Genomic DNA, 22,855 nt, shown 5'->3' on the forward strand with positions numbered 1-22,855 from the left:
GTTTTGCTCGTTATCGGAAACTGCGGACTCTCTGTATCTCCTTGCGGCTGAGATTTTCCATACGTTCGCCTATCAGATGTGTGGTTTGGTATTCGCTGCTCTGCGCTGATCCGGGGGGGCTGCTGAGCTGCAGCTTCCCCTTGATTTCGAGCATTTTTCCCTGCTGGATTTCGGCACGGTAGCGTTTCTGGATCTGTTCCCAGATCACCACGTTCACCACCCCTGTTTCATCTTCCAGAGTCATGAATATCACCCCTGAAGCGCTTCCCGGGCGCTGTCGGCAGGTGACCAGTCCTATCACACTTACGCGCTCCCCATCTTGGCATTGGCTCAGCGACCGGGCCGTGTGGTGGTTGCGGAAGCGGTGGTGACGGCGCAGCAGGGCGATGGGGTGTTCGCCCAGGCTCAGGCCGGTGCTGGTGTAATCGCTATAGGTATTTTCCTCAACGGAGTTGGTGGGCACATGGCTGGCCGCGAGGGCTTGTTGCCCGGCATCTTCCAGGGTTTGCCAGGTGCTCAGGTAGCGGTTGCCTTCCAGGCTGTGGAAGGCATTGGCACTGGCCAGCAGTGCGAGTTGTTCTTTATTGATACCGGCAATACGCCGGAATGTCTCAATGGAGTTGTGAGTCTGCTGTTCCCGGTGCTCGATGATGCGTTCGGCATTCGCGTGGTCAAAGCCTTTGATCAGGCACATGCCGAGGCGCAGCATAGGTTCAGTGGTCACCGGTTGATTCTGCTCAGGTGGGTTAGCTGGCGAGTGTTCTCCATCCAGGTCTGTGGTTTGCAGGCGAGGTTGTTGGCCGGTTCGCTCAGCGAGTTCCAGATAGTGTTCCCAGTGGCTGTAGAGGACATCAATTGGCAGGATTTTGACGTCGTGACGCTGGGCATCGTAGACCAGCTGAGCAGGGGCATAGAAGCCCATGGGCTGGCTGTTCAGCAAGCCGCAGTAGAAGGCCGCAGGGTGATGGCGTTTGAGCCAGGCAGAAAAGTATGCGAGCAACGCAAATGAGGCAGAGTGGGATTCCGGGAAGCCGTAGGAGCCGAATCCCTTCATCTGTTCAAATAACTGCTCGGCAAAGTCTGCCCGATAGCCATTGGCGAGCATGCCATCGATGAGTTTCTCGCGGAACTTATACAGGTGACCATTCTTGCCCCAGCTGGCCATGGCGCGACGTAGCTGGTCGGCTTCGCCCCCGTTAAAACCGGCGGCCACCATCGACAGCTGGATGACCTGCTCCTGAAAAATGGGCACGCCGAGTGTACGTTCCAGTACGGGACGCAGGTTTTCGTGGGAGTAGGTAACGGGTTCCAGCCCCTGCTTGCGGCGCAGGTAGGGGTGCACCATGCCCCCCTGGATAGGACCCGGTCGTACAATCGCGATTTCGATTGTGAGCTGGTAGAAGTTGCGAGGCTGCAGTCGCGGCAACATGCTCATCTGTGCCCGGGACTCAATCTGAAATACCCCTACGGTGTCGGCGCGGCACATCATTTCATAGGTCGCCGGGTCTTCTGCGGGAATATCCTGCAAGCGGAGCCTGGGGCCGTACAGGCGCATATAGTCGAGAGACTTGCGTAGGGCGGTGAGCATACCCAGTGCGAGAATATCGACCTTCATCAGCTTGAGATCTTCAATATCTTCCTTGTCCCACTGCACGATAGTGCGGTCTTCCATCGCGGCGTTTTCGATGGGCACCAGTGAATGGAGCGGTGCTTCGGTAATCACGAAACCGCCGACGTGCTGGGACAGGTGCCGGGGAAAGCCGCGCAGCTGCTCCATGAACAGGGGCAGCATGCGTCCGGCAGTGCTGTTTGGGTCGATGCCGACCTTGCGCATTTGTTCGGGGAATTGCTCCATCGTATCCCACCAGGCGCGCTCAGCCTGCAGTTGCTCAATGGTGGCGCTGCCGATACCGAGGGCCTTGCCGATATCCCGCAAAGCGCTTTTGAAGCGATAGGTTATTTTGGTGGCTGCAAGCCCTGCACGGGAACGACCATACTTCTGGTAGATGTACTGGATGATCTCTTCTCGGCGTTCGTGCTCGAAGTCGACGTCGATATCCGGTGGCTCATTGCGTTCACGCGAAATAAACCGCTCAAACAGCAGGCCGATTTTGTGGGGGTCAATCTCGGTGATCAGCAGGCAGTAGCACACCACAGAGTTAGCGGCGGAGCCGCGCCCCTGATAGAGAATTTGCTGGCTGCGGGCGTGCTTGACGATGTCATAAATAGTGAGAAAGTAGTATTCGTACTCCAGCTCGGCGATGAGCTTGAGTTCTTTCTCAATCAGGTTGGCGATACGCGCTTCCGGGCCGTTGGGCCAGCGAATCGTGATGCCGTCTTCCACCAGTTCGCGCAGATATGCCGTTGGGGTTTTTCCCGGCGGCAGCACTTCGGACGGATATTGGTAGCGCAGTTCGCTGAGGCAGAAGTGGCACTGCTCGGCGATGGCCATGGTGTTGGCGATGGCCTCTTGTGGGTGCAATGCAGCGATATCCTTGAGAGGCCGCAGATAGCGCTCGGCATTTTGTTCCAGCCGATAGCCCAGCGCGTCCAGCGTGCAGTTGTGGTAGTTGGCATTGAGGATGTCTTGCAGGGGCTTGCGACTGCGGCAGTGCATCAGGGCCGCATTGGTGGCGACCAGTGGCAGTTGCAGGCGTTTGGCGAAGGCCATCAAATCCTGGTGCTGGCGGTTTTGCTCGGGCAGAAGATGGTTGCTGAACGCGATATACAGGCGCCCGGTAAAGCTGGACAGAATCGTCTCGGGGATTTCCAGCGGTGCCTTGCCGGGCAGCCAGATTGCGATCAGCTCACGCAGGTGTGCCAGATCCTGCTGGGTGGTCTGGTAGCTGCCTTTTTCACTGCGCAGGCGCGAAGTCGAAATGAGTTGGCAGAGTTCGCTGTAGGCTGCCTTGTTCGGTGCGAGGAGTACCAGCTCACACGGGATGTCATGCAGGCGAAAAAAACTGCCGCAAATGAGTGTTGGTGTGTGCTTCCCTTGTTGCTGTAAATCCTGCAGTTCCCGATAGGCGCGCACCACACCAGACAGTGAGCACTCGTCTGTAATTGCCAGTGCGCGGTAACCGAGCGCGCTGGCACGCTCGATCAATTCCTGTGGGTGTGAGGCGCCCTGGAGAAATGAAAAATTACTTTGGCAGAAAAGCTCGGCGTACTGCATGGGTAGTGGGGGCGACGTTGTTACTGTATATCCTGGTTTGTGATTGCCGGAGCTGTAGGGCCTTTGGTTTCTGGACCCCGGCCTTCGTCGGGGTGACGGCGGTGGAGGGGCTGTATGTAATGCTTCCGGTTGATTTCGTCATACCAGCGGAGGCTGGTATCCAGGCCGCCACTGTACTGCCAGTTCCCTCTGGACCCCGGCCTTCGCCGGGGTGACGGCGCTGGGTGAGGGGGCGGTATGTGATGCTTCCGGTTGATTTCGTCATGCCAGCGGAGGCTGGTATCCAGGCCGCCACTGTACTGCCAGTTCCCTCTGGACCCCGGCCTTCGCCGGGGTGACGGCGCTGGGTGAGGGGGCTGTATGTGATGCTTCCGGTTGATTTCGTCATGCCGGCGCAGGCTGGTACCCAGCGAGAGGAGTCGCTCTCGGTATGGAGTGGATTAAGTGAGTCCTGGGTAGAGGTCATGCCACTGAGGATTGTTGCGCTCGATCAGTTTCAGTTTCCACGCTCTTTGCCATTCTTTGATGCATTTCTCTCTGGAAATAGCAGTCTCCATCACGTTGTGTAGCTCGTACCACACTAGGATTTTGAGTGAGTACTTATTGCTGAAGCCATCTGTCATCCCCTCCTTGTGTTGCCACACGCGCTGCACAAGGTTGGATGTGACGCCGGTATAGAGGGTGCCATTGCGTTGGTTGGTGAGTATGTAGACGCAGGGTTGCTTGTACATGGGCTCGGCTTTTGTGTGTTCTGGGCCCCGGCCTTCGCCGGGGTGACGGCGGTGGGTGGGGGGCTGTATGTGATGCTTCCGGTTGATTTCGTCATGCCGGCGGAGGCTGGCATCCAGGCCGCCACTGTACTGCCAGTTCCTTCTGGGGCCCGGCCTTCGCCGGGGTGACGGCGGTGGGGGGCTGTATGTGATGCTTCCGGTTGATTTCGTCATACCAGCGGAGGCTGGTATCCAGGCCGCCACTGTACTGCCAGTTCCTTCTGGGCCCCGGCCTTCGCCGGGGTGACGGCGGTGGGGGGTTGTATGTAATGCGTTCGGTTGATGTCGTCATGCCGGCGTAGGCGGGTATCCTGGAACTACTGAGTGGCCAGTGCGCTGTGTTCCCGTCTTGCGCTGGGGGAATCGCCTTAACATCTTGAGGTTCAGCCATAGATCCCGTGCAGGTACCAGGCCTCGGAGGTCAGGTCCTGGTAGATCCAGTAGAGGCTGCCTTCTTCGTTGCGGGCAATGTAGTAATCCCGCGCGTGGCGGCGATGCTGCCACCAATAACCGTCGATACGTTCGGGGCCCTGCAGCAGCTGGATCTCGCCGCGATAGAACAGTCGGTGGTCGCGACACTGGAGGCGATCCGGGCGCTGTAATAGCCAGCTTGGACGGGAGGCATTGACGGCCTGTACCTGGTGGCCGCGGCTGTGGCTGTTGAGTAGCAGCGTATCCGCGCTTTGCCAGGCCTGCTCGGGCAGGTGGCTTTCTTTCAGGGTGACACCTGACAGGCTCTCATGCCCGAGGCGCGCCTTGAGTTTGTCGATCAGCTGATGGCAGCGTTTGACCTTGCTGCCCGCGCCGAACAGGTCTTCGTCGAGATCCCCATCATGGAGTCGCACCAGCTGGTCGCAGGTGAGACTGAGTGCCTGTACTGGTTGTTCCAGTGTGATGCGCTCAAGCTGCAGCTTGGTCAGGGCGATCAGGCGCTGCGGATCGAGTTGTGGTCGCGAAATTTCCACCCCAATGACTTTGCAGCCCTGCTGGCCGAAGTCCAGCTTCCAGCGTAACTGCTGGGTATACAGCTGGCGCCGTTGTAGCTGCTGGCACAATTCACGCACCAGTCGGCCGGCGGGGAAAAGTAGCTGCTCACTGTTATCCATTGGGCTGGGGAAAAACAGCTCGCTGTGGAATTCCGGTGGCGGCTGGTAGCTGGGCACCGGGTCATGGCGGGTGCCATTGAGGCGTGCCAGGTAATCCACAAACGTGCGGCCAAAGCGGCTGCCGACCTCCGACAGGGGGATGGCCAGTAACTGGCTGACCCGCTTGATACCACTGGCATAAAGTTTGGCCACGGTCTTGTGATTGCAGTCGAGGAGTTTGCTGGGTGCGAAACTGATCCACTGTTTCCACTGTTGTGGCGTAGGCGGCACCTTGGCCTCTGCCAGCCACTGGCGATGCTCGGGCAGTTGGCTGAGCAGGCGCGCGGCGCTAGGGCTGTGGCCCAGGCCCATAAAATGCGAGATGCGCATTTCACGCAGCTCGGTGTGCAGCTGCTGCAGCATGGGGTGCAAACCACCGCTGGCCTTGAGGCAGCCGCTCAGCTCGAGAAACAGGCAGGCATATTGACCATCGTCGCCGTGTTTGCTGCCCTCCAGAGGGGCTGCCGCACGGGGGGAAACAACCGGGGTAAAGCTGTAGCCCCACTGGGCCAGCTCCTGCAATAACTGGTTTTCCCGCTCTGTATCTCTCTCGAGTATCTGCAGGTCGGCACAGAGCGTACAGGCGGTGGCGATGGTGAGGCCCGTGTCGACGCCGCGCTCGCGGGCGGCAGGGTTGCTGCCGATGATCTGTTGCTGCTCAACCACTGCCTGCGCCTGAGCCGTGTTTTGTTCACGCTGTGCGCGGGTCAGGGCCTGAAGCGGCAGCTGTGGTAATTGGATACAAAGCCAGAGCATGAGCGCCTCCGCAGGGGATTAATGCAGTGGCTGATCGCGCCGGCACAACTCCGGGGCGCGGGCCAGGTTCAACTGCTGGCCGGAACGGCCGCCGAGCTGCTTGAGCAGTTTCAGTGCCAGCTGGTCACCGCTACCGCACAGCTGCAGACGCAGGCTGGCAGGGGAAGGGCTGTTGGCGCTGGACTGGGGGCGAAACTGGAAGTGCAGGCAATCGCCCTCCCGCGCTGCAACTTGCAGGCGACGGAGATCTTTATCGGCGGGTGCCTGGCGGCCCTGCCAGCTGAGCAGGGCACCGCAACAGCCGGACTGCAGGGATTGCTCTATGGCCCAGAGGCTATCCCGCGGGCCGTGGGGATGCAGGATCAGCAGTTTCTCGAGCTTGATGCCTGCTGCTGCCAGGGCGGGCGCATAGGGAATATGTGGCGGATTGACCAGAATGACCATTTGTTCGTTGCGGGTGAGCTCTGCCAGGGTGGGCAGCAGCAGGGATATTTCGCCAATACCGGTCTGGTCCGCGAGTAGCTCAGTGGTGGCGCCGCGCGGCCAGCCGTGTCCGGTCAGCAGGGCGTCGAGTGCGGTATGACCCGTGGAGATACCGCTGCGCTGGCGACGGTGCTCATTGGCGGCCTGCCAGATATCGGCGCGGGCGAGGAGCTGATTCAGCTGTGGGGGCTGCTGGGTATCCTGTTGTGTGCGCTCGCCCTGCAGTTTTAACTGATTGTTTTCTATGAGGTTTTCGGCGTTGTTCACGATTTCTGGTCTCCCTTGGGGGCGCGCTTGGCCACCTATTTACCCCCGTATTGCGTCCGTGTTTGGGCGACTTCTGCGGGAGTGACTGTATATCTGTACAGCAATTACTGTCGATTTATACAGTACCTGTACAGGGTGTGCAAGACTGCCTGGTAGAGATTGGCACTTTTTTGAACAGGCCAAACCCGCTATGATTCGCCTCCTTTACAGGGCCTGTTTTGGGGCCCGAGACCAGCGTACCGGGAGGGGGCAAAGTGAGTATCAAGTCCGATAAGTGGATTCGCCGCATGGCCGAGCAGCACGGCATGATCGAGCCGTTTGAGCCGGGCCAGGTGCGCCGCAATGGCAACGGCGATCGCCTGATTTCTTACGGCACCTCCAGTTACGGCTACGATGTGCGCTGTGCCGGTGAGTTCAAGATCTTCACCAACGTGCACTCCGCCACCGTTGACCCCAAGACCTTTGACGAGAACAGCTTTGTTGATGTCGAGGGCGACTCCTGCGTCATCCCGCCCAATTCCTTTGCGCTGGCGCGCACCGTGGAGTACTTCCGTATTCCGCGTTCCGTGTTGACCATCTGCTTGGGCAAATCCACCTACGCGCGTTGCGGCATTATTGTGAATGTGACACCGCTGGAACCCGAGTGGGAAGGGCACGTCACCCTGGAATTCTCCAATACCACCAACCTGCCGGCGAAGATCTACGCCCACGAGGGTGTGGCGCAGATGCTGTTCTTTGAGTCCGATGAGGTTTGCGACGTTTCCTATGCGGATCGCGGCGGCAAGTACCAGGGCCAGCGCGGCGTTACCCTGCCGCGCGCCTGACCCGTCCGGCCGGGCTAGACTAAAGGCTGCCCGGCCAACGCTCCCTCCCCTATGAAAGATGTCTCCCAGCCAGCCCTGCCCGAACACGTCGATGTTCTGATCATTGGCGCCGGTGCGGCGGGTTTGATGTGCGCGGCGATCGCGGGGCAGCGCGGGCGTCGGGTGTTGGTTGTCGACCACGCCAACAAAGTGGGCAAAAAGATCCTGATGTCCGGTGGTGGGCGCTGTAACTTCACCAACCTGTACACCTCACCGGAAAACTTCTACAGCCAGAACCCGCACTTCTGTAAATCGGCGCTGGCGCGTTACACCCAGTGGGACTTTATCGCGCTGGTGGAAAAGCACGGAATTCCCTACCACGAGAAAACCCTCGGGCAGCTGTTCTGCGATAACAAATCCAAGGATATCGTCGACCTGTTGCTGGCGGAGTGCCGCAGTGCCCGTGCCCAGGTCCGTACGCGTTGCCATATCGAGTCCGTTGTCGCCGGGGAAGAGGGTTACCGGGTAACGACCAGTTTGGGTGAGGTGCGCTGTGCCTCGCTGGTGGTGGCAACCGGTGGCCTGTCGATTCCCACCATGGGGGCGACCGGATTTGGCTACGACATTGCCCGACAGTTTGGCATCGCGGTGGTGCCGACCCGCGCGGCGCTGGTGCCGTTTACCCTGTCGCGTCGTGCACTGGAGAAGCAGGAGTCCCTGCCGGGGAGTTCACTGGCGGTGCATGCCAGCAGTGGAAATGGCAGCTTCCGTGAGCAGATGTTGTTTACCCACAAGGGGCTTTCCGGGCCGGCGGTATTACAAGTATCGGCTCACTGGGAAGAGGGCAGGTCGGTGACTTTTGATCTCGCGCCCGACATGGATCTGCCGGAATGGCTCGACACGCAGCGACACCAGCGTCCGGATGCTTATCTGCATACGGTGCTGGCTGACCTGTGGACAAAGAAGCTGGTGCAGTTTTTCCTGAACCACCCGGGTGCCGGCAGCCCGGATAAGGGGAAGCCCATCGAGAGCCGTGCACTCAAGCACTATGCCCAGGGTGAGCTCGCAGAGATTGGCAGGCAGTTGCAGCACTGGGAGCTGGTGCCCTCCGGCACCGAGGGGTATAGAACTGCGGAAGTCACGCTGGGCGGTGTGGACACCAACGCGATTTCCTCACGCACCATGGAAAGTACCACCCAGCCGGGGTTATATTTTATTGGTGAGGTATTGGACGTCACTGGCTGGCTGGGCGGGTTTAACTTTCAATGGGCCTGGTCCTCGGCCAATGCGGCTGGTGAGGTAGTGTAATCAACCTGCGGGCTGAACGAGAGTAGATTATGGGAGACGTCATTCCATTCAAGCGCAAGACCGCCTGGCAGAAGCACAAGGGCAGTAGCCTGTGCAGGGATGGCTTTCACAAGTGGGAAGTGGTGACCGAGCGTAAATTTGACGTGAAGCAGGGCAAGTTGGTCACGGAGTATCGCTGCCAACGTTGCGGGAAAACAAAAACCAAGTTGGTCTGAGCCCGGCAGTCAGGCACTAAAAAATAACGAGAGTTCGACGTTTATGGATACCAATCCTTACCAGCCGGCAGCGGCAAACCTTGCGGATAGTGACGGGCCGACATCCGGTCGTCTGTGGAATGTACTGAAAAAAGTCCTGATCGGATTCGGTGTCCTGTTTGCGCTGTTGCTCGCACTGGTGATCTGGGCGCTGGTGAAAACGTCCAATACTTCCGAGAAGTTTGTCGATGTTGCAGAGCCCTTTATCTCCGGGTTTCTCCAGTCTCAATCCCCCTGGGACTATGACACGGCCAAATCTGATTTGAGCAAGCTGTGGCTTGAGGGCGTCGACGAGGCGCAATCTCGTAATCTGTTCCGCTATTTCAATAAGCTCGGTGCGTTCACCTCACTGGATAGTGTTGAGCAGGCCGGGTGTATCAATGCCATGCAAAGCAAAACGCCGGTAGAGCGCTGTAACTACAAGATCAAAGCCACCTATGAGCATGGTGAAGCGGTCATCCTGATGGGGCTCAATCTGGAGTCCGAAGCGCTCAAGATCATGCAGCTGAACGTAAACTCGGACGTATTTATGCAGTAAAGCCGTGCGCTGCCCGGGCGGGCTCGCGTTAGCCATCACCAGGTCCGCGAGATGGGCACGGAATGCGTGTGTACCGGAGAGCCTTTCAATCGGGGCTCCAGAATGGTTCCCGTGGGAAGCGGGCGATCAGGTCGAATGGCCTTTCTTCGCTTCTCTTCTCTTTCTCTTTCTCTTTTTCTTTTCTTACCCTTTTCTTTTTCGTGTTTTTTCCCGCCATTCCTGGCGTCGGTTGCGGCAGTAAGTCACAGGTTTCCTGTTTCCAGTAGAAAAAACCGCCACTGAAACGCTTCGGCTTGGTTTCCCCTCTTGCGCGGCGGGCCTGCGTAAACGTATAAGAAAGATATATTGATATGTAGATATGCCGTTATGTCAATATGTCTTTATGTTGTTTGTAGTACCTGTTGTTTTAGCAGCGCCCGCAGACCATGGAGTGGTTCACTTTTCTCTGTCGAGAGGAGCAATGGTTTGCCTTAGCACCCATAAAAATAATCTGCACTCTTTAGGAGAACATTGTGATATCGACCCAATTGATCAGAGGTTCTGTATTCGCGATCGTCGCGTTGTTTATGCATCAGTCAGCCGTCGCTGATGCCCAGTCGGAAGTGGACGCGGCAATGACGTCATCGCCCTCAGTCTCGGTCTTCCAGAAACGCAATTTTGTCGGCGTTTCCCTGTTTTTCGGTTTTGAGCCGGTCGCACCGGTTTCCAACCGCGGCGTGATTGTCTATCCCGGCGCTTTCCAGGATCCCCGTGCCTATGCGCCAATCGCCCGGCACTTTGCTGACCAGGGCTACTACGCGGCCGTCGTTACCCCACCGTTTAACTTTGGCTTTCTCGGTACCCACTATGGAACCTATGCAAAGAATCACTGGCGTAGTGAAGTGGTCGACTGGGTTGTGGCCGGGCACTCGCTGGGCGGCACTGTCGCGGCCTTGTGGGTAGACAATAACCGAGCGCCTTCTGATGGTATTGCCGGCCTTGTCCTGCTCGCGGCATACCCGGATGCACTGACCGATTTGTCTGACGTGCAGATCCCGGTTACGTCAATCTGGGGCAGTGTCGATGGCCTGACCACAGAATCCGATATCGAAGGCAGTAAGAACCAGTTGCCGGCCAACACCAACTATGTACGTATCGAAGGGGGTAACCACACGCAGTTTTACTACTCCGATACCCTGCAGAACAACGACAATCCTGCGCAGATTTCCCGTGAGGAACAGCAGCAGATTGTCGAGCGGGAAATTGCCAGCATGCTCAACTAATTTGTTGCGCACAGGCATAAAAAAACCGGCGCAAAGCGCCGGTTATTTTGTAAAACAGAAAGGCTCAGTCAGCCGCTTTTTCTGTTTTGTCTGCCACGCCCATCTCTTCGAGCAGGTTGTGGGCACCGTCCACATTCTCCATGACCCACAGCATGTATTCGACATCGACATGAATCGCGCGGGTGTTGTCATTGAAGTCCCAGTCCGCGTTGATGCTGTCGTAAGTGCCGTCAAAGGCCAGGCCAATCAATTCACCCTTGCCATTCATGGTGGCGGAGCCGGAGTTGCCGCCTGTGATGTCCACGGTGCTCAGGAAGTTGACCGGTACGGAGTCGAGTTTCTCGTCGTAAAAACGTCCGTATTTCTTCGCCTTGATGGCATCCAGCTGTGCCTGCGGTGAATCAAACGGATCCTCACCGGTGTATTTGGCTTCGATGCCACGCAGGGTGGTGAACGGAACAAAACCGTCTTTACCGTCGTTACCGTCAGCTGCACCCTTGATGGTGCCCGCCGGTGGTGTGTAGCCCTTGACCAGACCGTAGGTCAGGCGCAGGGAACTGTTGGCATCCGGATAGACTGGTTTGCCCTGCTCCTTGTAGAAGGCAATCAGCAGATCCATGTACTGAGGACGCAGCTCGGCAAAGCGTCCGTCCATGGCTTTGTTTTTCTGCTCGATCGCATACATGTCGTCATGAATCGAGACTGCCAGCTGGATGAATGGGTCATCACTTGCACGGAATTCTTCCGGTGATTTCTCCATCCAGGCCAGACGTGTGTCGACATCGGTCAGGCCGGTATTGGCGTACATGCCAGACAGCTTTTCCTGCAGGGCATCACCGCTGTTGGCGTCCGCGAAGAAAGCGTCAAAGCTTTCTATACGCTGGTCTGCCGGCAGCTGGTTGTAGCGGTTGAGGAAGTAGGTCCAGATGGCCTGGTCTACGGTCGGGGCAAAGTTGCGCTCGATGCGCTTCATGCTTTCGGTGAAGCGGGTCATGTCGCGTTCCTGGTAACCGGGCTCGCGCTCCATGTCGGCCTTCTGGTTTTCCAGGCTCAGGCGATACAGGCGACGGGCACTGCTCAGCATGGCAGAACGGCCCATGTAGCGCATCAGCAGGTCGCGCTCCTGAGTTGCCTGCTTTTCTTCGACCAGAGACTGCAGGTCAGCAATCACGGAAGCGTACTTGGCATTGTCCGGGTTGCCTTCAATCCAGGCCTGCAGGTCTTTCTCAAGCTGTTGCTTGCGCTGCAGCAGGTTGCTGCGGCCATAGCCTTCCATCATGCCGGTGAAGTTCTTGGAGTAGTTGTTCAGGCCGGCAACCAGGCTCGCATATTTCAGTTCTGCGTCCTTGTCGTCTTTGGTAGCGTCACCGATCACACCGGACCATTCCTCCAGCACTTTCTGCATGGTGGGGTAGTACCAGTTGAAGTTGTTATCCACTTCAGTGGCGGTGCGGTAGCGGTTGGTGCTGCCCGGGTAACCTGCCACCATGACGAAGTCGCCTTCCTGCGGACCTTCAGTGGCGACGGTCAGGTGGTGCTTGGGTTTAAAGGGCACGTTGTCTTCGGAGAAATCCGCGGGCTTGCCATCAGGGCCGACGTAGGCGCGGTAAAAGGCATAGTCTCCGGTATGGCGCGGCCACATCCAGTTGTCGATGTCGCCGCCAAACTTGCCGATGGACGAGGCGGGCGCGTGCACCAGGCGCACATCACGGATTGCCAGTTGCTTGACCAGATAGTAAGTGGCGCCGCCGTAATAGCTGTACACCTCACAGCGGTGGCCTTCATCTGCTTCGCAGGCGGCGATCAGCGCTTTCTCAGCATCTTCGATGGCTTTGAAGCGCGCGGCACCGTCCATGTCATCGCTGAGCTTACCTTTGATCTTATCGGTTACGTCTTGCATGTCGACGGTGACGTATACGCGGGATCCCGGTGCAGCAGGCACTTCCTCTTCCAGGGTTTTGGCGAGGAAGCCGTTGGCCAGCAGGTCGTTGTCTTCGGTGGAGTTGTAGGAAATGGAGCCGTAAGCACAGTGGTGATTGGTCACTACCAATCCCTGCGGGGAAACAAAGGAGGCCGAACAGCCGCCCAGGCTGATGACCGCGTTCATGGGGAACTTGGTCAGGTCGGTCATGGTGTTAGGATCCAGTTCCAGACCCGCTTCCTTGAGTTTGTCGGCAAGCTGCGGCAGCTGGCTCGGCATCCACATACCTTCGGTGGAGATGGGCTTGCTGCTATCTGCCTGGGTGTCTGTCGGCGTCTGGGCAGGCTTGTCACAGGCTGTCAATAGCGCAGCTGCCAGGGGTAAACCCAGCAGGCTGGAGGTGCTTATTTTTCTCACGGGGTTTCCTTGAAAAATCTACTCTGGTTAAAACTTGTTCAGTACTTTTGGTACTGAGGGTGGCGCATAGTTCCACGGATTCGCGGCAATGAAAATAGCGTCGGGACTGGTGTACGGACAGGCGAGACGAGTGGATGGCCTGACGCGAATGGCAGGGTCCGGAGCAGGGGTTCTGCCCCGGACCTGAGAGAGCAGGAAAGGAAACCTAGCGACGGTAGTAGTGACGACGGCCGTAGCGGTCGTAGTAATAGCGACGCTTCTTGTTGCGGTCATAAATGTAACCGCCCGCTGCGCCGGCTACGGCACCCAGCGCGGTACCACCGGGCCGGCCCCCGGAAATCACAGCGCCGGTCACAGCACCGATGCCCGCACCGGTACCGATACGGCGGTCGGTATCACTCATGTTCGCGCAACCTGTGGATGCTGCAGCGACGATCACCAGGGACGCCAGCCCTGAGCGTTTAAGCAATTGCATACAAAGCTCTCCTGTTTTCGATGGCATGAGCCGAAAGAAGAATCTCGCTCCAACTGCGAACGCTTGGGCAAATCGCTGGCCTTGGGTAGAGTACCGGGCCTGGCCCGGTTACAGTCCGGGAGCAGTTCGACGGCGGAAGTCTATGGTGGCGATCGGGTGATCCCCACAATTTCCCGGCAGTGACACCTTTTTGGAATTGGAAAGCAGTGTGTTTGAAAAGCAGGATCTCGTAGAAATTGCGCGCATGAAAATGCCCTTTGGCAAATATGCCGGACGGGTACTGATTGATTTACCCGAGGAATATCTTCTGTGGTTTGCCAAAAAAGGCTTCCCCGCCGGCCGGCTGGGACAGCTGCTGGCGCTGACACTGGAAATCAAAATCGAAGGGCTCGAGGGGCTGATCAAACCGCTCAAATAAACGCGCTGAACCGGTGTGGAAGACGCGAGCGCACACTAGAATAGGTAGTACCTAGGTAAGCTTCGCATCGCGGAGCAGCAAGAAGAAGCGGTCCGTAACGGAGACTGAGCTAGCCCGAGATCATATACCCTAAGTGGGTATCCACTGGTCTGAATGACTTCAGCGAGGTGAACAGCGGGAAGACTCCAGTCAGCTTAAAGAGAGGGAGCGGTCGAAATGAATTCGGCCGCTTTATCTTTTGGGGGAATGGAAATTCCCGGATCGGATTTATCTCCATTGTGTCCCACCCCTGTCTCGATCCCGCCGCTTTGCCACGAGGGCCCTTGCGCAGGTACTCGGAGTTCCACCTTTTCCTCCTGTTTTCCCTTCGGTTAGATTTCTGTTGTGTATGTATCCTGACTATTGAGCATGAATTTGTATCTATTTGCGTCATATTTGTGACAAGGATCCAATTGCAGTGCTCGCGGGCTGGTCAGGAGTACATGGTTGGGGATAAGTTGATCGGGCAATGACATCGCTGTCATAAAAATGACAGCGATGTCATTGAGAGGTTCGCAGTACACACAGTCGAGCCCGGTACATGGTGCCGCAGAGGCTCGCCAACAATAAAAAATGCTCAAGGTGAATCCAATGCAAACCCCCAAATTCCAGGGCTGGCGGCGCGCGCTGCTGGCACTTGGTCTCGTTAGTTCGCCCGCGCTTGCAGCCCCGGGCGCCCCTACCATCGACTGGATGGAAACCAGCTTTGCGGTGATCGAAGTCGATGAGGCGGCCACCGCCTACGAACAGCTGGTGACCATCAAAGACTACGCCGAAGTTCCGGTGGCCTGGTCCAAATGGTCCGGTGATGATGCCGATACCGCGCAGTACCTGCTCAACGGACAGGTTGTGCTCGAACAGCCCGTGAGTGGCACGGGCAGCCAGACCGGCACTGCCACGTTGCAAATCAGCGAAGGCGGCCAGTATGAACTGCAGGTCGCGCTGTGTAATGACTCCGGCTGCAGCAGTTCCGCAGTCACCGACATTGTCGTCGCCGATACCGATGGCAGTCACCTGGATCCGATCGTGCTCACCGACGGTGAGAATAACCAGCCCTACACCAATACCAGTGGCTCGGTGGTCGGCGCTTACTTTGTGGAGTGGGGCGTCTACGGACGCAAGTTCCCGGTGGACAAAATTCCGGCCTACAACCTTACCCATATCCTGTATGGCTTTATCCCCATTTGTGGGGGTGACGGTATCAATGACAGCCTCAAGGAAATTGAAGGCAGCTTCCAGGCCCTGCAGCGTTCCTGCTCCGGCCGCGAAGACTTCAAGGTTTCCATCCACGACCCGTTTGCGGCACTGCAAAAGTCCCAGGCCGGGCAGAGTTTCTCTGACCCCTACAAGGGCAACTTTGGTCAGCTGATGGAGCTGAAGCAGGCCTATCCGGATATCAAGATCCTGCCGTCGATTGGTGGCTGGACCCTGTCTGACCCGTTCTACTTCTTTGATGATCCGGCGTTGCGCACACGTTTTGTGGATTCCGTGGAGGAATTCCTGCGCACCTGGAAATTTTTCGACGGGGTGGATATCGATTGGGAATATCCCGGTGGCCAGGGTGCCAATACGAGCCTGGGTAACCCGGCCACGGATGGGGAAACCTATCGCCTGCTGATGCAGGAGTTGCGGGCCATGCTGGACGTGCTCGAACAGGAAACCGGACGTGAGTATGAACTCACTTCGGCGATCGGTGCGGGTACCGACAAGATCGAGGATGTCGATTACGCGAACGTCGAGCAGTACATGGATTACCTGTTCGTGATGACCTACGACTTCTACGGCGCCTGGAGTAATGAGTCACTGGGTCACCAGACTGCTATCTACGCACCGAGCTGGGATCCGACCGATAACTACAACGCGCACACCGGTATCCAGACTTTGATCGGTGCTGGCGTGCCGCCCTCGAAACTGGTGTTGGGCACGGCCATGTATGGGCGCGGCTGGACGGGGGTTTCCGGTTGGACCGGTGGAGATCACCTGACCGGTACCGCCACCGGTGCCGTCGCCGGCACCTGGGAAGCGGGTGTGGTCGATTACCGCGATATCGCCGGGAAAATTGCCAGCGGCCAGTGGCAGGAATACTACGACAGTACCGCCCAGGCCGCTTACATCTTCAAGGCCGATACCGGTGACCTGATTACCTACGACAACGAAACTTCGGTGATGCAGAAAGGTGCCTATGCACGCAGTCATGGTCTCGCGGGTCTGTTCGCCTGGGAGATCGATGCGGACAATGGCGATATTCTGAATGCCATGCACGAGAGTCTCGGTCATGGTGATGGCATGGCCAACCGAGCGCCGTCTGCCAATGCCGGTCTGGACCAGTCGGTAGATAGCGGTGCTCCGGTCTCTCTGGATGGCAGTGCTTCCAGTGACCTGGATGGCGATGTGCTGACTTTCAGCTGGACGCAAATTGGTAGCCCGGCGGTATCGCTGCAGGGCGCTGCCAGTGCGACGCCTTCGTTCACTGCACCGCAGGTTTCTGTCGATACCGTCCTGACGTTTGAACTCAGCGTCAGTGATGGCCAGGAAGCGGCGACCGATCGCGTGGATGTGACCGTTCTGGCCGAACAGCCCAACCGGGCGCCGGATGCGAATGCCGGTGCGGACCAGAGTGTGGTCACCCCCGCGACCGTTTCCCTGGATGGCGCAGCCAGTGCCGATGTAGATGGTGACGCCCTCACGTACAGCTGGGCGCAGGTAAGCGGCACGCCAGTAAACCTGCAGTCTGCGGACAGTGTGAGTGCCAGCTTCGCGGCGGCGGAAGTGAGTGTGGAGGCCGTGCTGGAGTTTGCCCTGACGGTAAGCGATGGCGAGTTTTCCGATACCGACAATGTCGTGGTCACCCTGTTGCCCGCGGGCAATACACCGCCCAGTGTTTCTGTGCCCGCCAGTGTTTCCGTTGTGGAAGGGGACAGTGTGAGTGTGACTGCGAATGCGACCGACGCCGATGGTGATGTACTCAGCTACAGCTGGAGTGCACCGGGTCTTGCTGTTGCCGATGGCAGCACCGCAACGGCCACGTTCACGGCCCCGCAGGTCGAAGCCAATACGGCCTTCACCGCCACTGTGACGGTGAGTGATGGCATTGCCAGTGCTTCCGCCAGTGTGCAGGTGAATGTGACTAACAGCTCAACCGGAGACGGCTGTAGCCAGACCGATCCGAATGCGGGCAGCTATCCGGCGTGGAGTGCCGGCAGCACCTACCTCGGTGGGGATCAGGTCAGCCATGAAGGACTCGTCTGGCAGGCCAAGTACTGGACCCAGATGGAGCCGGGGTTGACTGCTGCAGATTGGGCGCTGGTCAGCAATGTGGATGTGCCCTGGAATGCGGCGACGGCCTATAACGGCGGCGATGAGGTGAACCACAACGGCACCCGTTATCGCGCCAAGTGGTGGACTCAGGGTGAGGAGCCCGGTGTTTCCGCAACCTGGGAGGCCATTGGTCCGGCCAGCTGCAACTGATCACTTTCACAGGGTGGTAAATCGAGGTATTCAGGGGCGCTCAGGCGCCCCTTTTCTGTTGCGGTCCACTCCTCAAGATCACGCAGGAAAGCGCGGGCTCGAGTGCCGGGGAGGGGGTAGTAGAGATCGGATCTGAGACGTGAAGCGCGCGGATATGTGGCGCCGCACCACCGCAAATTACACCTTGTGCGCAAACAAAAAAGCCCGGCAGAAGCCGGGCTTTTCATGTGAGAGCTGGACGCTTAGCGCTTGTCCAGATCCACGTAGTCGCGCTGCGGGTAACCGGTGTACAGCTGGCGCGGACGGCCAATCTTGTACGGGTTGGAGATCATCTCGTTCCAGTGCGCGATCCAGCCTGCGGTACGGCCGGTAGCAAAAATCACGGTGAACATATCGGTGGGGATACCGATCGCCTTCATGATGATGCCGGAGTAGAAGTCTACGTTCGGGTAGAGCTTCTTCTCGACGAAGTAGTCGTCTTCCAGGGCGATCTTCTCGAGCTTCTTGGCGATGCGCAGCAGCGGGTCGTTTTCGGCACCCATTGCACCCAGAACCTCGTCACAAATGCCCTGCATGACGCGGGAGCGCGGGTCGAAGTTCTTATAGACGCGGTGACCGAAGCCCATCAGGCGGAACGGGTCGTTCTTGTCCTTGGCTTTCTTCACGTATTCGTCAATGCGGCTCTCGTCGCCAATTTCCTGCAGCATGTTCAGTACCGCTTCGTTGGCGCCACCGTGTGCCGGTCCCCACAGGGCTGCAATACCGGAGGAGATACACGCGAACGGGTTGGCACCGGAAGAGCCGGCCAGGCGTACGGTAGAAGTGGAAGCGTTCTGCTCGTGGTCGGCGTGCAGCAGGAAGATCACGTCCATTGCCTTGGCAACGATCGGGTCGATCTTGCTCGCTTCACACGGGTTGCCGAACATCATGTGCAGGAAGTTCTCTGCGTAGCCCATGCTGTTGTCGGGGTACATGAACGGCTGGCCCTTGGAGTGCTTGTAGCACATGGCGGCCAGGGTCGGCATCTTGGCGATCAGGCGGTGCGCGGAGATCTTGCGGTGCTCTGGATCGTTGATGTCGAGGGAGTCGTGGTAGAAGGAGGCGAGGGCGCCGACAACGCCGCACATCATGGCCATCGGGTGGGCGTCGTAGCGGAAGCCCTTGAAGAAGTTGACCAGGGATTCATGCACCATGGTGTGGTTCATGATGGTGTCGACGTATTCTTTCTTCTGCTCTGCGTTTGGCAGTTCGCCGTTCATCAGCAGGTAGCAGGTTTCGAGGTAGTCAGACTTCTCTGCCAGCTGCTCAATCGGGTAGCCGCGATGCAGCAGCTGACCTTTGGCGCCGTCGATAAAAGTGATTTTGGATTCGCAGGACGCGGTAGAAACGAAGCCTGGATCGTAAGTGAACAGGCCTTTGGCAGTCAGACCGCCGACATCGACAACATCTGGGCCGAGAGTTCCGGAACGGATCGGCATATCGATGGCGCCATCAATACCATCCACCGTGAGTTGCGCTTTTTTATCGGACATTTCTGACTCCTAAAACTTTACTTTACCGCCAGTTCCTTGCGTATAGCGGGGCCTGCCGGCTTTTTGGCGGGGCCAAACTTAAGTGCCGGGCCCGGAATTGTCAAACGCCAAAGGGTGGACGCTGGGTCGAATAACCGCAGGAAAGCCTGATTTATGGCCTCTGGGGCGAGTATTTAGCTGTGAACTTATTGGTCTGATCAATTTTATTCGGCCCGCGTGTCGCGTGGCTCTACGAATACCCCAGTCGGGAAATGCGGAAAATCATGCCTTGGTACGGCCTCTGTTTCGTTGTGTTTTAGGTACCGAATGCCTATAATCCGCGCGGTTTGCGCCAAGGTGTAGCTGTTTTGCACGAAACTCCGGCAAGTTGGTTGCAAAACAATCTGCAAGCGGTACGCCCTCCCACTGAACAAGCTAACGGGCGCCCAGTCGTTCAGGGCAACAAGGTGTTTTTCCTGTGAACAAAAACAGACCTGTCAATTTAGACATTTCCACTATCAAGCTTCCCGCTGCTGCACTGGTTTCTATTTTGCATCGCATTTCCGGCGTCGTGCTCTTCGCCGTTGTCGCGTTGCTGCTGTGCATGCTCGATGCCAGCCTCGAGTCCGAACAGGGCTTCGCAGAAACTGCCGCAGCATTTAATAGCCTTCCGGCCAAGCTGGTGCTCTGGGCATCCCTGGCCGCTCTGATCTATCACCTGGTTGCGGGTATCCGTCACCTGTTTATGGATCTGGGTCTGGGTGAATCTCTGGAAGGTGGTCGCCTCGGTGCCGTACTGGTGCTGGTGATTAGCGTTGTACTGATCCTGCTGGTGGGGGTGTGGTTATGGTAACTACGATTACAAGTTTCGGTCGCAGCGGAGCCTATGACTGGCTTTTCCAGCGCGTCACTGCGGTGGTGCTGGCTGCGTATACCCTCTTTATTGTGGGTTTCATTTTCCTGAGTGATGACTTCTCTTACCAGACATGGTCTGCGCTGTTCGAGCAGCGTTGGATGCGCATCTTCAGCCTGGTGGCTCTGTTGTCCACCGTTGTTCACGCCTGGATCGGTCTCTGGTCCGTGGTTACCGACTACCTCACAAACCGCATGATGGGCGCCAAGGCGACTGTCCTGCGTGTGATTGCCCAGGTATTCCTGGGTGCAGTTGCCGTGTTCTACACGGTGTGGGGCATTGAAATTCTGTGGGGTTTGTAATTTATGGCGAACATGCGGACTATCTCTTTTGACGGGATCGTAATCGGCGGCGGCGGCGCGGGTATGCGCGCGGCCCTGCAAATGGCCCAGTCTGGTTTCAAGACTGCGGTAATTACCAAAGTATTCCCGACCCGTTCGCACACGGTTTCTGCCCAGGGGGGTATTACCTGTGCCATCGCAAGTTCCGATCCGAAGGATGATTGGCGCTGGCATATGTATGACACCGTCAAGGGTTCCGACTACATCGGTGACCAGGACGCGATCGAATACATGTGTTCCGTAGGCCCCGAGGCGGTTTTCGAACTCGAGCACATGGGTCTGCCGTTCTCCCGTACTGAAGAAGGTCGTATCTACCAGCGTCCGTTCGGTGGCCAGTCCAAGGACTTCGGTCGCGGCGGTCAGGCTGCACGTACCTGTGCTGCGGCAGACCGTACCGGTCACGCACTGCTGCACACCCTCTATCAAAACAACGTCAAGCACGACACCGTCTTCCTGAACGAGTGGTTTGCGGTTGACCTGGTGAAGAACCAGGACGGTGCTGTCGTTGGTGTGATTGCCCTGTCCATCGAAGATGGCGAAGTGGTTTTCATCAAATCCAAGGCCACCGTATTTGCCACTGGCGGTGCGGGCCGTATCTACGCTTCCACTACTAATGCGCACATCAACACCGGCGACGGTGTTGGCATGGCCCTGCGTGCGGGCTTCCCGATGCAGGACATGGAAATGTGGCAGTTCCATCCCACCGGCATTGCCGGCGCCGGCGTACTGGTGACCGAGGGCTGTCGTGGTGAAGGTGGCTACCTGATTAATAAGGACGGCGAGCGCTTTATGGAGCGTTATGCCCCGAACGCCAAAGACCTGGCTTCCCGCGACGTGGTTGCCCGTTCGATGGTGCTCGAGATTCTGGAAGGCCGCGGTGCCGGCCCGAATAGCGATCACGTATTCCTGAAACTCGATCATCTGGGTGAGGAAGTGCTGAACAGCCGCCTGCCTGGTATCTGTGAGTTGGCCAAGACTTTTGCCCACGTGGATCCGGTCAAGGCGCCGATCCCGGTTGTGCCGACCTGCCACTACATGATGGGTGGTATCCCCACCAACGTGAACGGCCAGGCCCTGACCCAGGACGCCGCTGGCAATGACTCCGTGATCGACGGTTTCTACGCGTGTGGTGAAGTAGCGTGTGTATCTGTACACGGTGCTAACCGCCTGGGCGGCAACTCCCTGCTGGATCTGGTGGTGTTTGGCCGCGCTTCAGGCCTGTTCATCGAGCAGTCCCTGCGCGAGGGCATCGAACACCGCGAAGCGTCCGAGTCTGATATCGAAGCCGCCATGGCGCGCCTGAACCGTCTGGAAAATACCAATGACGGTGAGTCTGCTGCCGAACTGCGCACTGAGCTGCAGAACGTCATGCAGAACCACTTTGGTGTATTCCGTCGCGGCGACTACATGGCAGAAGGCGTTAAGAAGCTCGAAGACCTGCGTACCCGTATCGAAAACGTACGCCTGGACGACAAGAGCCGCGCCTTCAACACCGCTCGTATCGAAGCACTGGAACTGCAGAACTTGCTGGAAGTGGCCGAAGCTACTGCGATTCCGGCGGAAGTTCGCACCGAGAGCCGCGGCGCTCACGCCCGCGAAGACTTCCAGGAGCGTGACGACGAAAACTGGCTGTGCCACTCCATGTACTTCCCGGGTGAGAAGCGTGTCGGCAAGCGTGCCGTTAACTTTGCGCCGAACACCATGGAAGCCTTCGAGCCGAAGGCTCGGACTTACTAATTCGGGAGCGGAAAGAATATGTTGAAAGTAAGCATTTACCGTTACAACCCGGAAACTGACAAAGCGCCGTACATGCAGGACTACGAGCTGGACACCCAGGGCAAGGACCTGATGGTGCTGGACGTACTCGAGCTGCTGAAGGCCCAGGACGCAACCCTGTCCTTCCGTCGCTCCTGTCGCGAAGGTGTTTGTGGTTCCGATGGTATGAACATCTCCGGTCGCAATGGCCTGGCCTGCACCACGCCGCTGTCTGAAGCGGCGCCGAAGGGCAAGCTGGTTCTGCGTCCGCTGCCTGGCCTGCCGGTTATCCGCGATCTGGTTGTGGATATGGAGCAGTTCTACGATCAATACAAGAAGATCGAGCCGTACCTGCAGAACGATACGCCGGCTCCGGCCATCGAGCGTCTGCAGTCACCGGAAGATCGCGCCAAGCTGGACGGTCTGTACGAGTGTATTCTCTGCGCCTGTTGTTCTACCGCTTGCCCATCTTTCTGGTGGAACCCGGACAAGTTCATCGGCCCGGCCGGCCTGTTGCAGGCATACCGCTTCCTGGCGGATAGCCGCGACACCGCCACCGACGAGCGCCTGTCAAAGATCGACGATCCGTTCAGCGTGTTCCGTTGCCACGGCATTCAGAACTGCGTGAACGTCTGTCCGAAGGGCTTGAACCCGACCCGCGCAATTGGCCACATCCGCAATATGCTGTTGGCACGTGCTGTGTAGTGCCAACTGACGTGGCCGGGTAACCGGTTGGGCCTTGAGCCCGGCGCCAACGGCGGCGCCTAAAAATTGAAACTGGCCAGTAGAGCCGGTGAAAAGTTAAAAAGGGGAGGTGACGCGAAGCGCGCCTCCCC

Annotated in this window: 18 protein-coding genes; 11 read left to right on the plus strand and 7 right to left on the minus strand. The window is 57.9% G+C overall.

The window, feature by feature from the left end; genetic code table 11:
* Positions 1–10: 10 nt before the first annotated feature.
* From ACXAD0_RS07545 to imuA, 4 genes are all read right to left on the minus strand, one after another.
* The gene (locus ACXAD0_RS07545) at positions 11–3,175 is read right to left on the minus strand and encodes an error-prone DNA polymerase (RefSeq protein WP_475087760.1); all 3,165 of its coding nucleotides are present in this window, start codon (positions 3,173–3,175) and stop codon (positions 11–13) included.
* Positions 3,176–3,615: 440 nt separating this feature from the next.
* Positions 3,616–3,906 (minus strand): GIY-YIG nuclease family protein, encoded by a 291-nt coding sequence (locus ACXAD0_RS07550; protein WP_475087761.1) that lies wholly within the window; start codon positions 3,904–3,906, stop codon positions 3,616–3,618.
* 422 nt (positions 3,907–4,328) lie between these two features.
* Positions 4,329–5,846 carry a Y-family DNA polymerase gene (locus tag ACXAD0_RS07555; RefSeq protein WP_475087762.1) on the minus strand — a complete coding sequence of 506 codons (1,518 nt, stop codon included), beginning with the start codon at positions 5,844–5,846 and terminating at the stop codon, positions 4,329–4,331.
* A gap of 18 nt (positions 5,847–5,864) precedes the next feature.
* The gene (imuA, locus tag ACXAD0_RS07560; protein WP_475087763.1) at positions 5,865–6,596 is read right to left on the minus strand and encodes a translesion DNA synthesis-associated protein ImuA; all 732 of its coding nucleotides are present in this window, start codon (positions 6,594–6,596) and stop codon (positions 5,865–5,867) included.
* A gap of 254 nt (positions 6,597–6,850) precedes the next feature.
* Between imuA and dcd the strand changes: the two genes are divergently transcribed.
* The 5 genes from dcd (at position 6,851) to ACXAD0_RS07585 (ending at position 10,761) form a co-directional block, all read left to right on the plus strand.
* Positions 6,851–7,420: a dCTP deaminase gene (gene dcd / locus ACXAD0_RS07565; RefSeq protein ID WP_475087764.1), complete on the plus strand. Its 570-nt coding sequence runs from the start codon at positions 6,851–6,853 to the stop codon at positions 7,418–7,420.
* Positions 7,421–7,471: 51 nt separating this feature from the next.
* Positions 7,472–8,707 carry a BaiN/RdsA family NAD(P)/FAD-dependent oxidoreductase gene (locus tag ACXAD0_RS07570; RefSeq protein ID WP_475087765.1) on the plus strand — a complete coding sequence of 412 codons (1,236 nt, stop codon included), beginning with the start codon at positions 7,472–7,474 and terminating at the stop codon, positions 8,705–8,707.
* A gap of 29 nt (positions 8,708–8,736) precedes the next feature.
* Positions 8,737–8,922, plus strand: coding sequence for a hypothetical protein (locus ACXAD0_RS07575; protein ID WP_475087766.1), 186 nt, complete (start codon positions 8,737–8,739; stop codon positions 8,920–8,922).
* A gap of 43 nt (positions 8,923–8,965) precedes the next feature.
* Positions 8,966–9,499, plus strand: coding sequence for a hypothetical protein (locus ACXAD0_RS07580; RefSeq protein ID WP_475087767.1), 534 nt, complete (start codon positions 8,966–8,968; stop codon positions 9,497–9,499).
* Between the two features lie 512 nt (positions 9,500–10,011).
* On the plus strand, positions 10,012–10,761 hold the full coding sequence (locus ACXAD0_RS07585) for an alpha/beta hydrolase (RefSeq protein WP_475087768.1): 750 nt from the start codon (positions 10,012–10,014) through the stop codon (positions 10,759–10,761).
* Positions 10,762–10,825: 64 nt separating this feature from the next.
* On the opposite strand, the gene ACXAD0_RS07590 is transcribed toward ACXAD0_RS07585, so the two are convergent.
* Positions 10,826–13,099, minus strand: a complete 2,274-nt coding sequence (locus ACXAD0_RS07590; RefSeq protein WP_475087769.1) for a S46 family peptidase — start codon at positions 13,097–13,099, stop codon at positions 10,826–10,828.
* 205 nt (positions 13,100–13,304) lie between these two features.
* A complete protein-coding gene (locus ACXAD0_RS07595; RefSeq protein ID WP_475087770.1) occupies positions 13,305–13,574 on the minus strand; it encodes a YMGG-like glycine zipper-containing protein in 270 nt (89 codons plus the stop codon).
* 208 nt (positions 13,575–13,782) lie between these two features.
* Between ACXAD0_RS07595 and ACXAD0_RS07600 the strand changes: the two genes are divergently transcribed.
* Both ACXAD0_RS07600 and ACXAD0_RS07605 read left to right on the plus strand, forming a co-directional pair.
* Complete coding sequence (locus ACXAD0_RS07600) at positions 13,783–13,992, plus strand: DUF3820 family protein (protein WP_475087771.1); 210 nt, start codon at positions 13,783–13,785, stop codon at positions 13,990–13,992.
* A 630-nt stretch (positions 13,993–14,622) separates the two neighbouring features.
* Positions 14,623–17,499, plus strand: a complete 2,877-nt coding sequence (locus tag ACXAD0_RS07605) for a glycosyl hydrolase family 18 protein (protein ID WP_475087772.1) — start codon at positions 14,623–14,625, stop codon at positions 17,497–17,499.
* 242 nt (positions 17,500–17,741) lie between these two features.
* On the opposite strand, the gene gltA is transcribed toward ACXAD0_RS07605, so the two are convergent.
* Positions 17,742–19,031 carry a citrate synthase gene (gltA, locus tag ACXAD0_RS07610; protein WP_475087773.1) on the minus strand — a complete coding sequence of 430 codons (1,290 nt, stop codon included), beginning with the start codon at positions 19,029–19,031 and terminating at the stop codon, positions 17,742–17,744.
* Between the two features lie 457 nt (positions 19,032–19,488).
* Between gltA and sdhC the strand changes: the two genes are divergently transcribed.
* The 4 genes from sdhC to ACXAD0_RS07630 are packed head-to-tail and all read left to right on the plus strand — an operon-like array spanning position 19,489 to position 22,724.
* A complete protein-coding gene (gene sdhC / locus ACXAD0_RS07615) occupies positions 19,489–19,863 on the plus strand; it encodes a succinate dehydrogenase, cytochrome b556 subunit (RefSeq protein ID WP_475087774.1) in 375 nt (124 codons plus the stop codon).
* Positions 19,857–20,225 carry a succinate dehydrogenase, hydrophobic membrane anchor protein gene (gene sdhD, locus ACXAD0_RS07620; RefSeq protein WP_475087775.1) on the plus strand — a complete coding sequence of 123 codons (369 nt, stop codon included), beginning with the start codon at positions 19,857–19,859 and terminating at the stop codon, positions 20,223–20,225. Before sdhC ends, sdhD begins: the two co-directional genes overlap by 7 nt.
* Before the next feature lie 3 nt (positions 20,226–20,228).
* Positions 20,229–22,001, plus strand: a complete 1,773-nt coding sequence (sdhA, locus tag ACXAD0_RS07625; RefSeq protein WP_475087776.1) for a succinate dehydrogenase flavoprotein subunit — start codon at positions 20,229–20,231, stop codon at positions 21,999–22,001.
* A gap of 18 nt (positions 22,002–22,019) precedes the next feature.
* The gene (locus tag ACXAD0_RS07630; protein ID WP_475087777.1) at positions 22,020–22,724 is read left to right on the plus strand and encodes a succinate dehydrogenase iron-sulfur subunit; all 705 of its coding nucleotides are present in this window, start codon (positions 22,020–22,022) and stop codon (positions 22,722–22,724) included.
* Positions 22,725–22,855 lie beyond the last annotated feature (131 nt).

The sequence above is a fragment of the Microbulbifer sp. ABF4_148 genome, assembly GCF_056158985.1.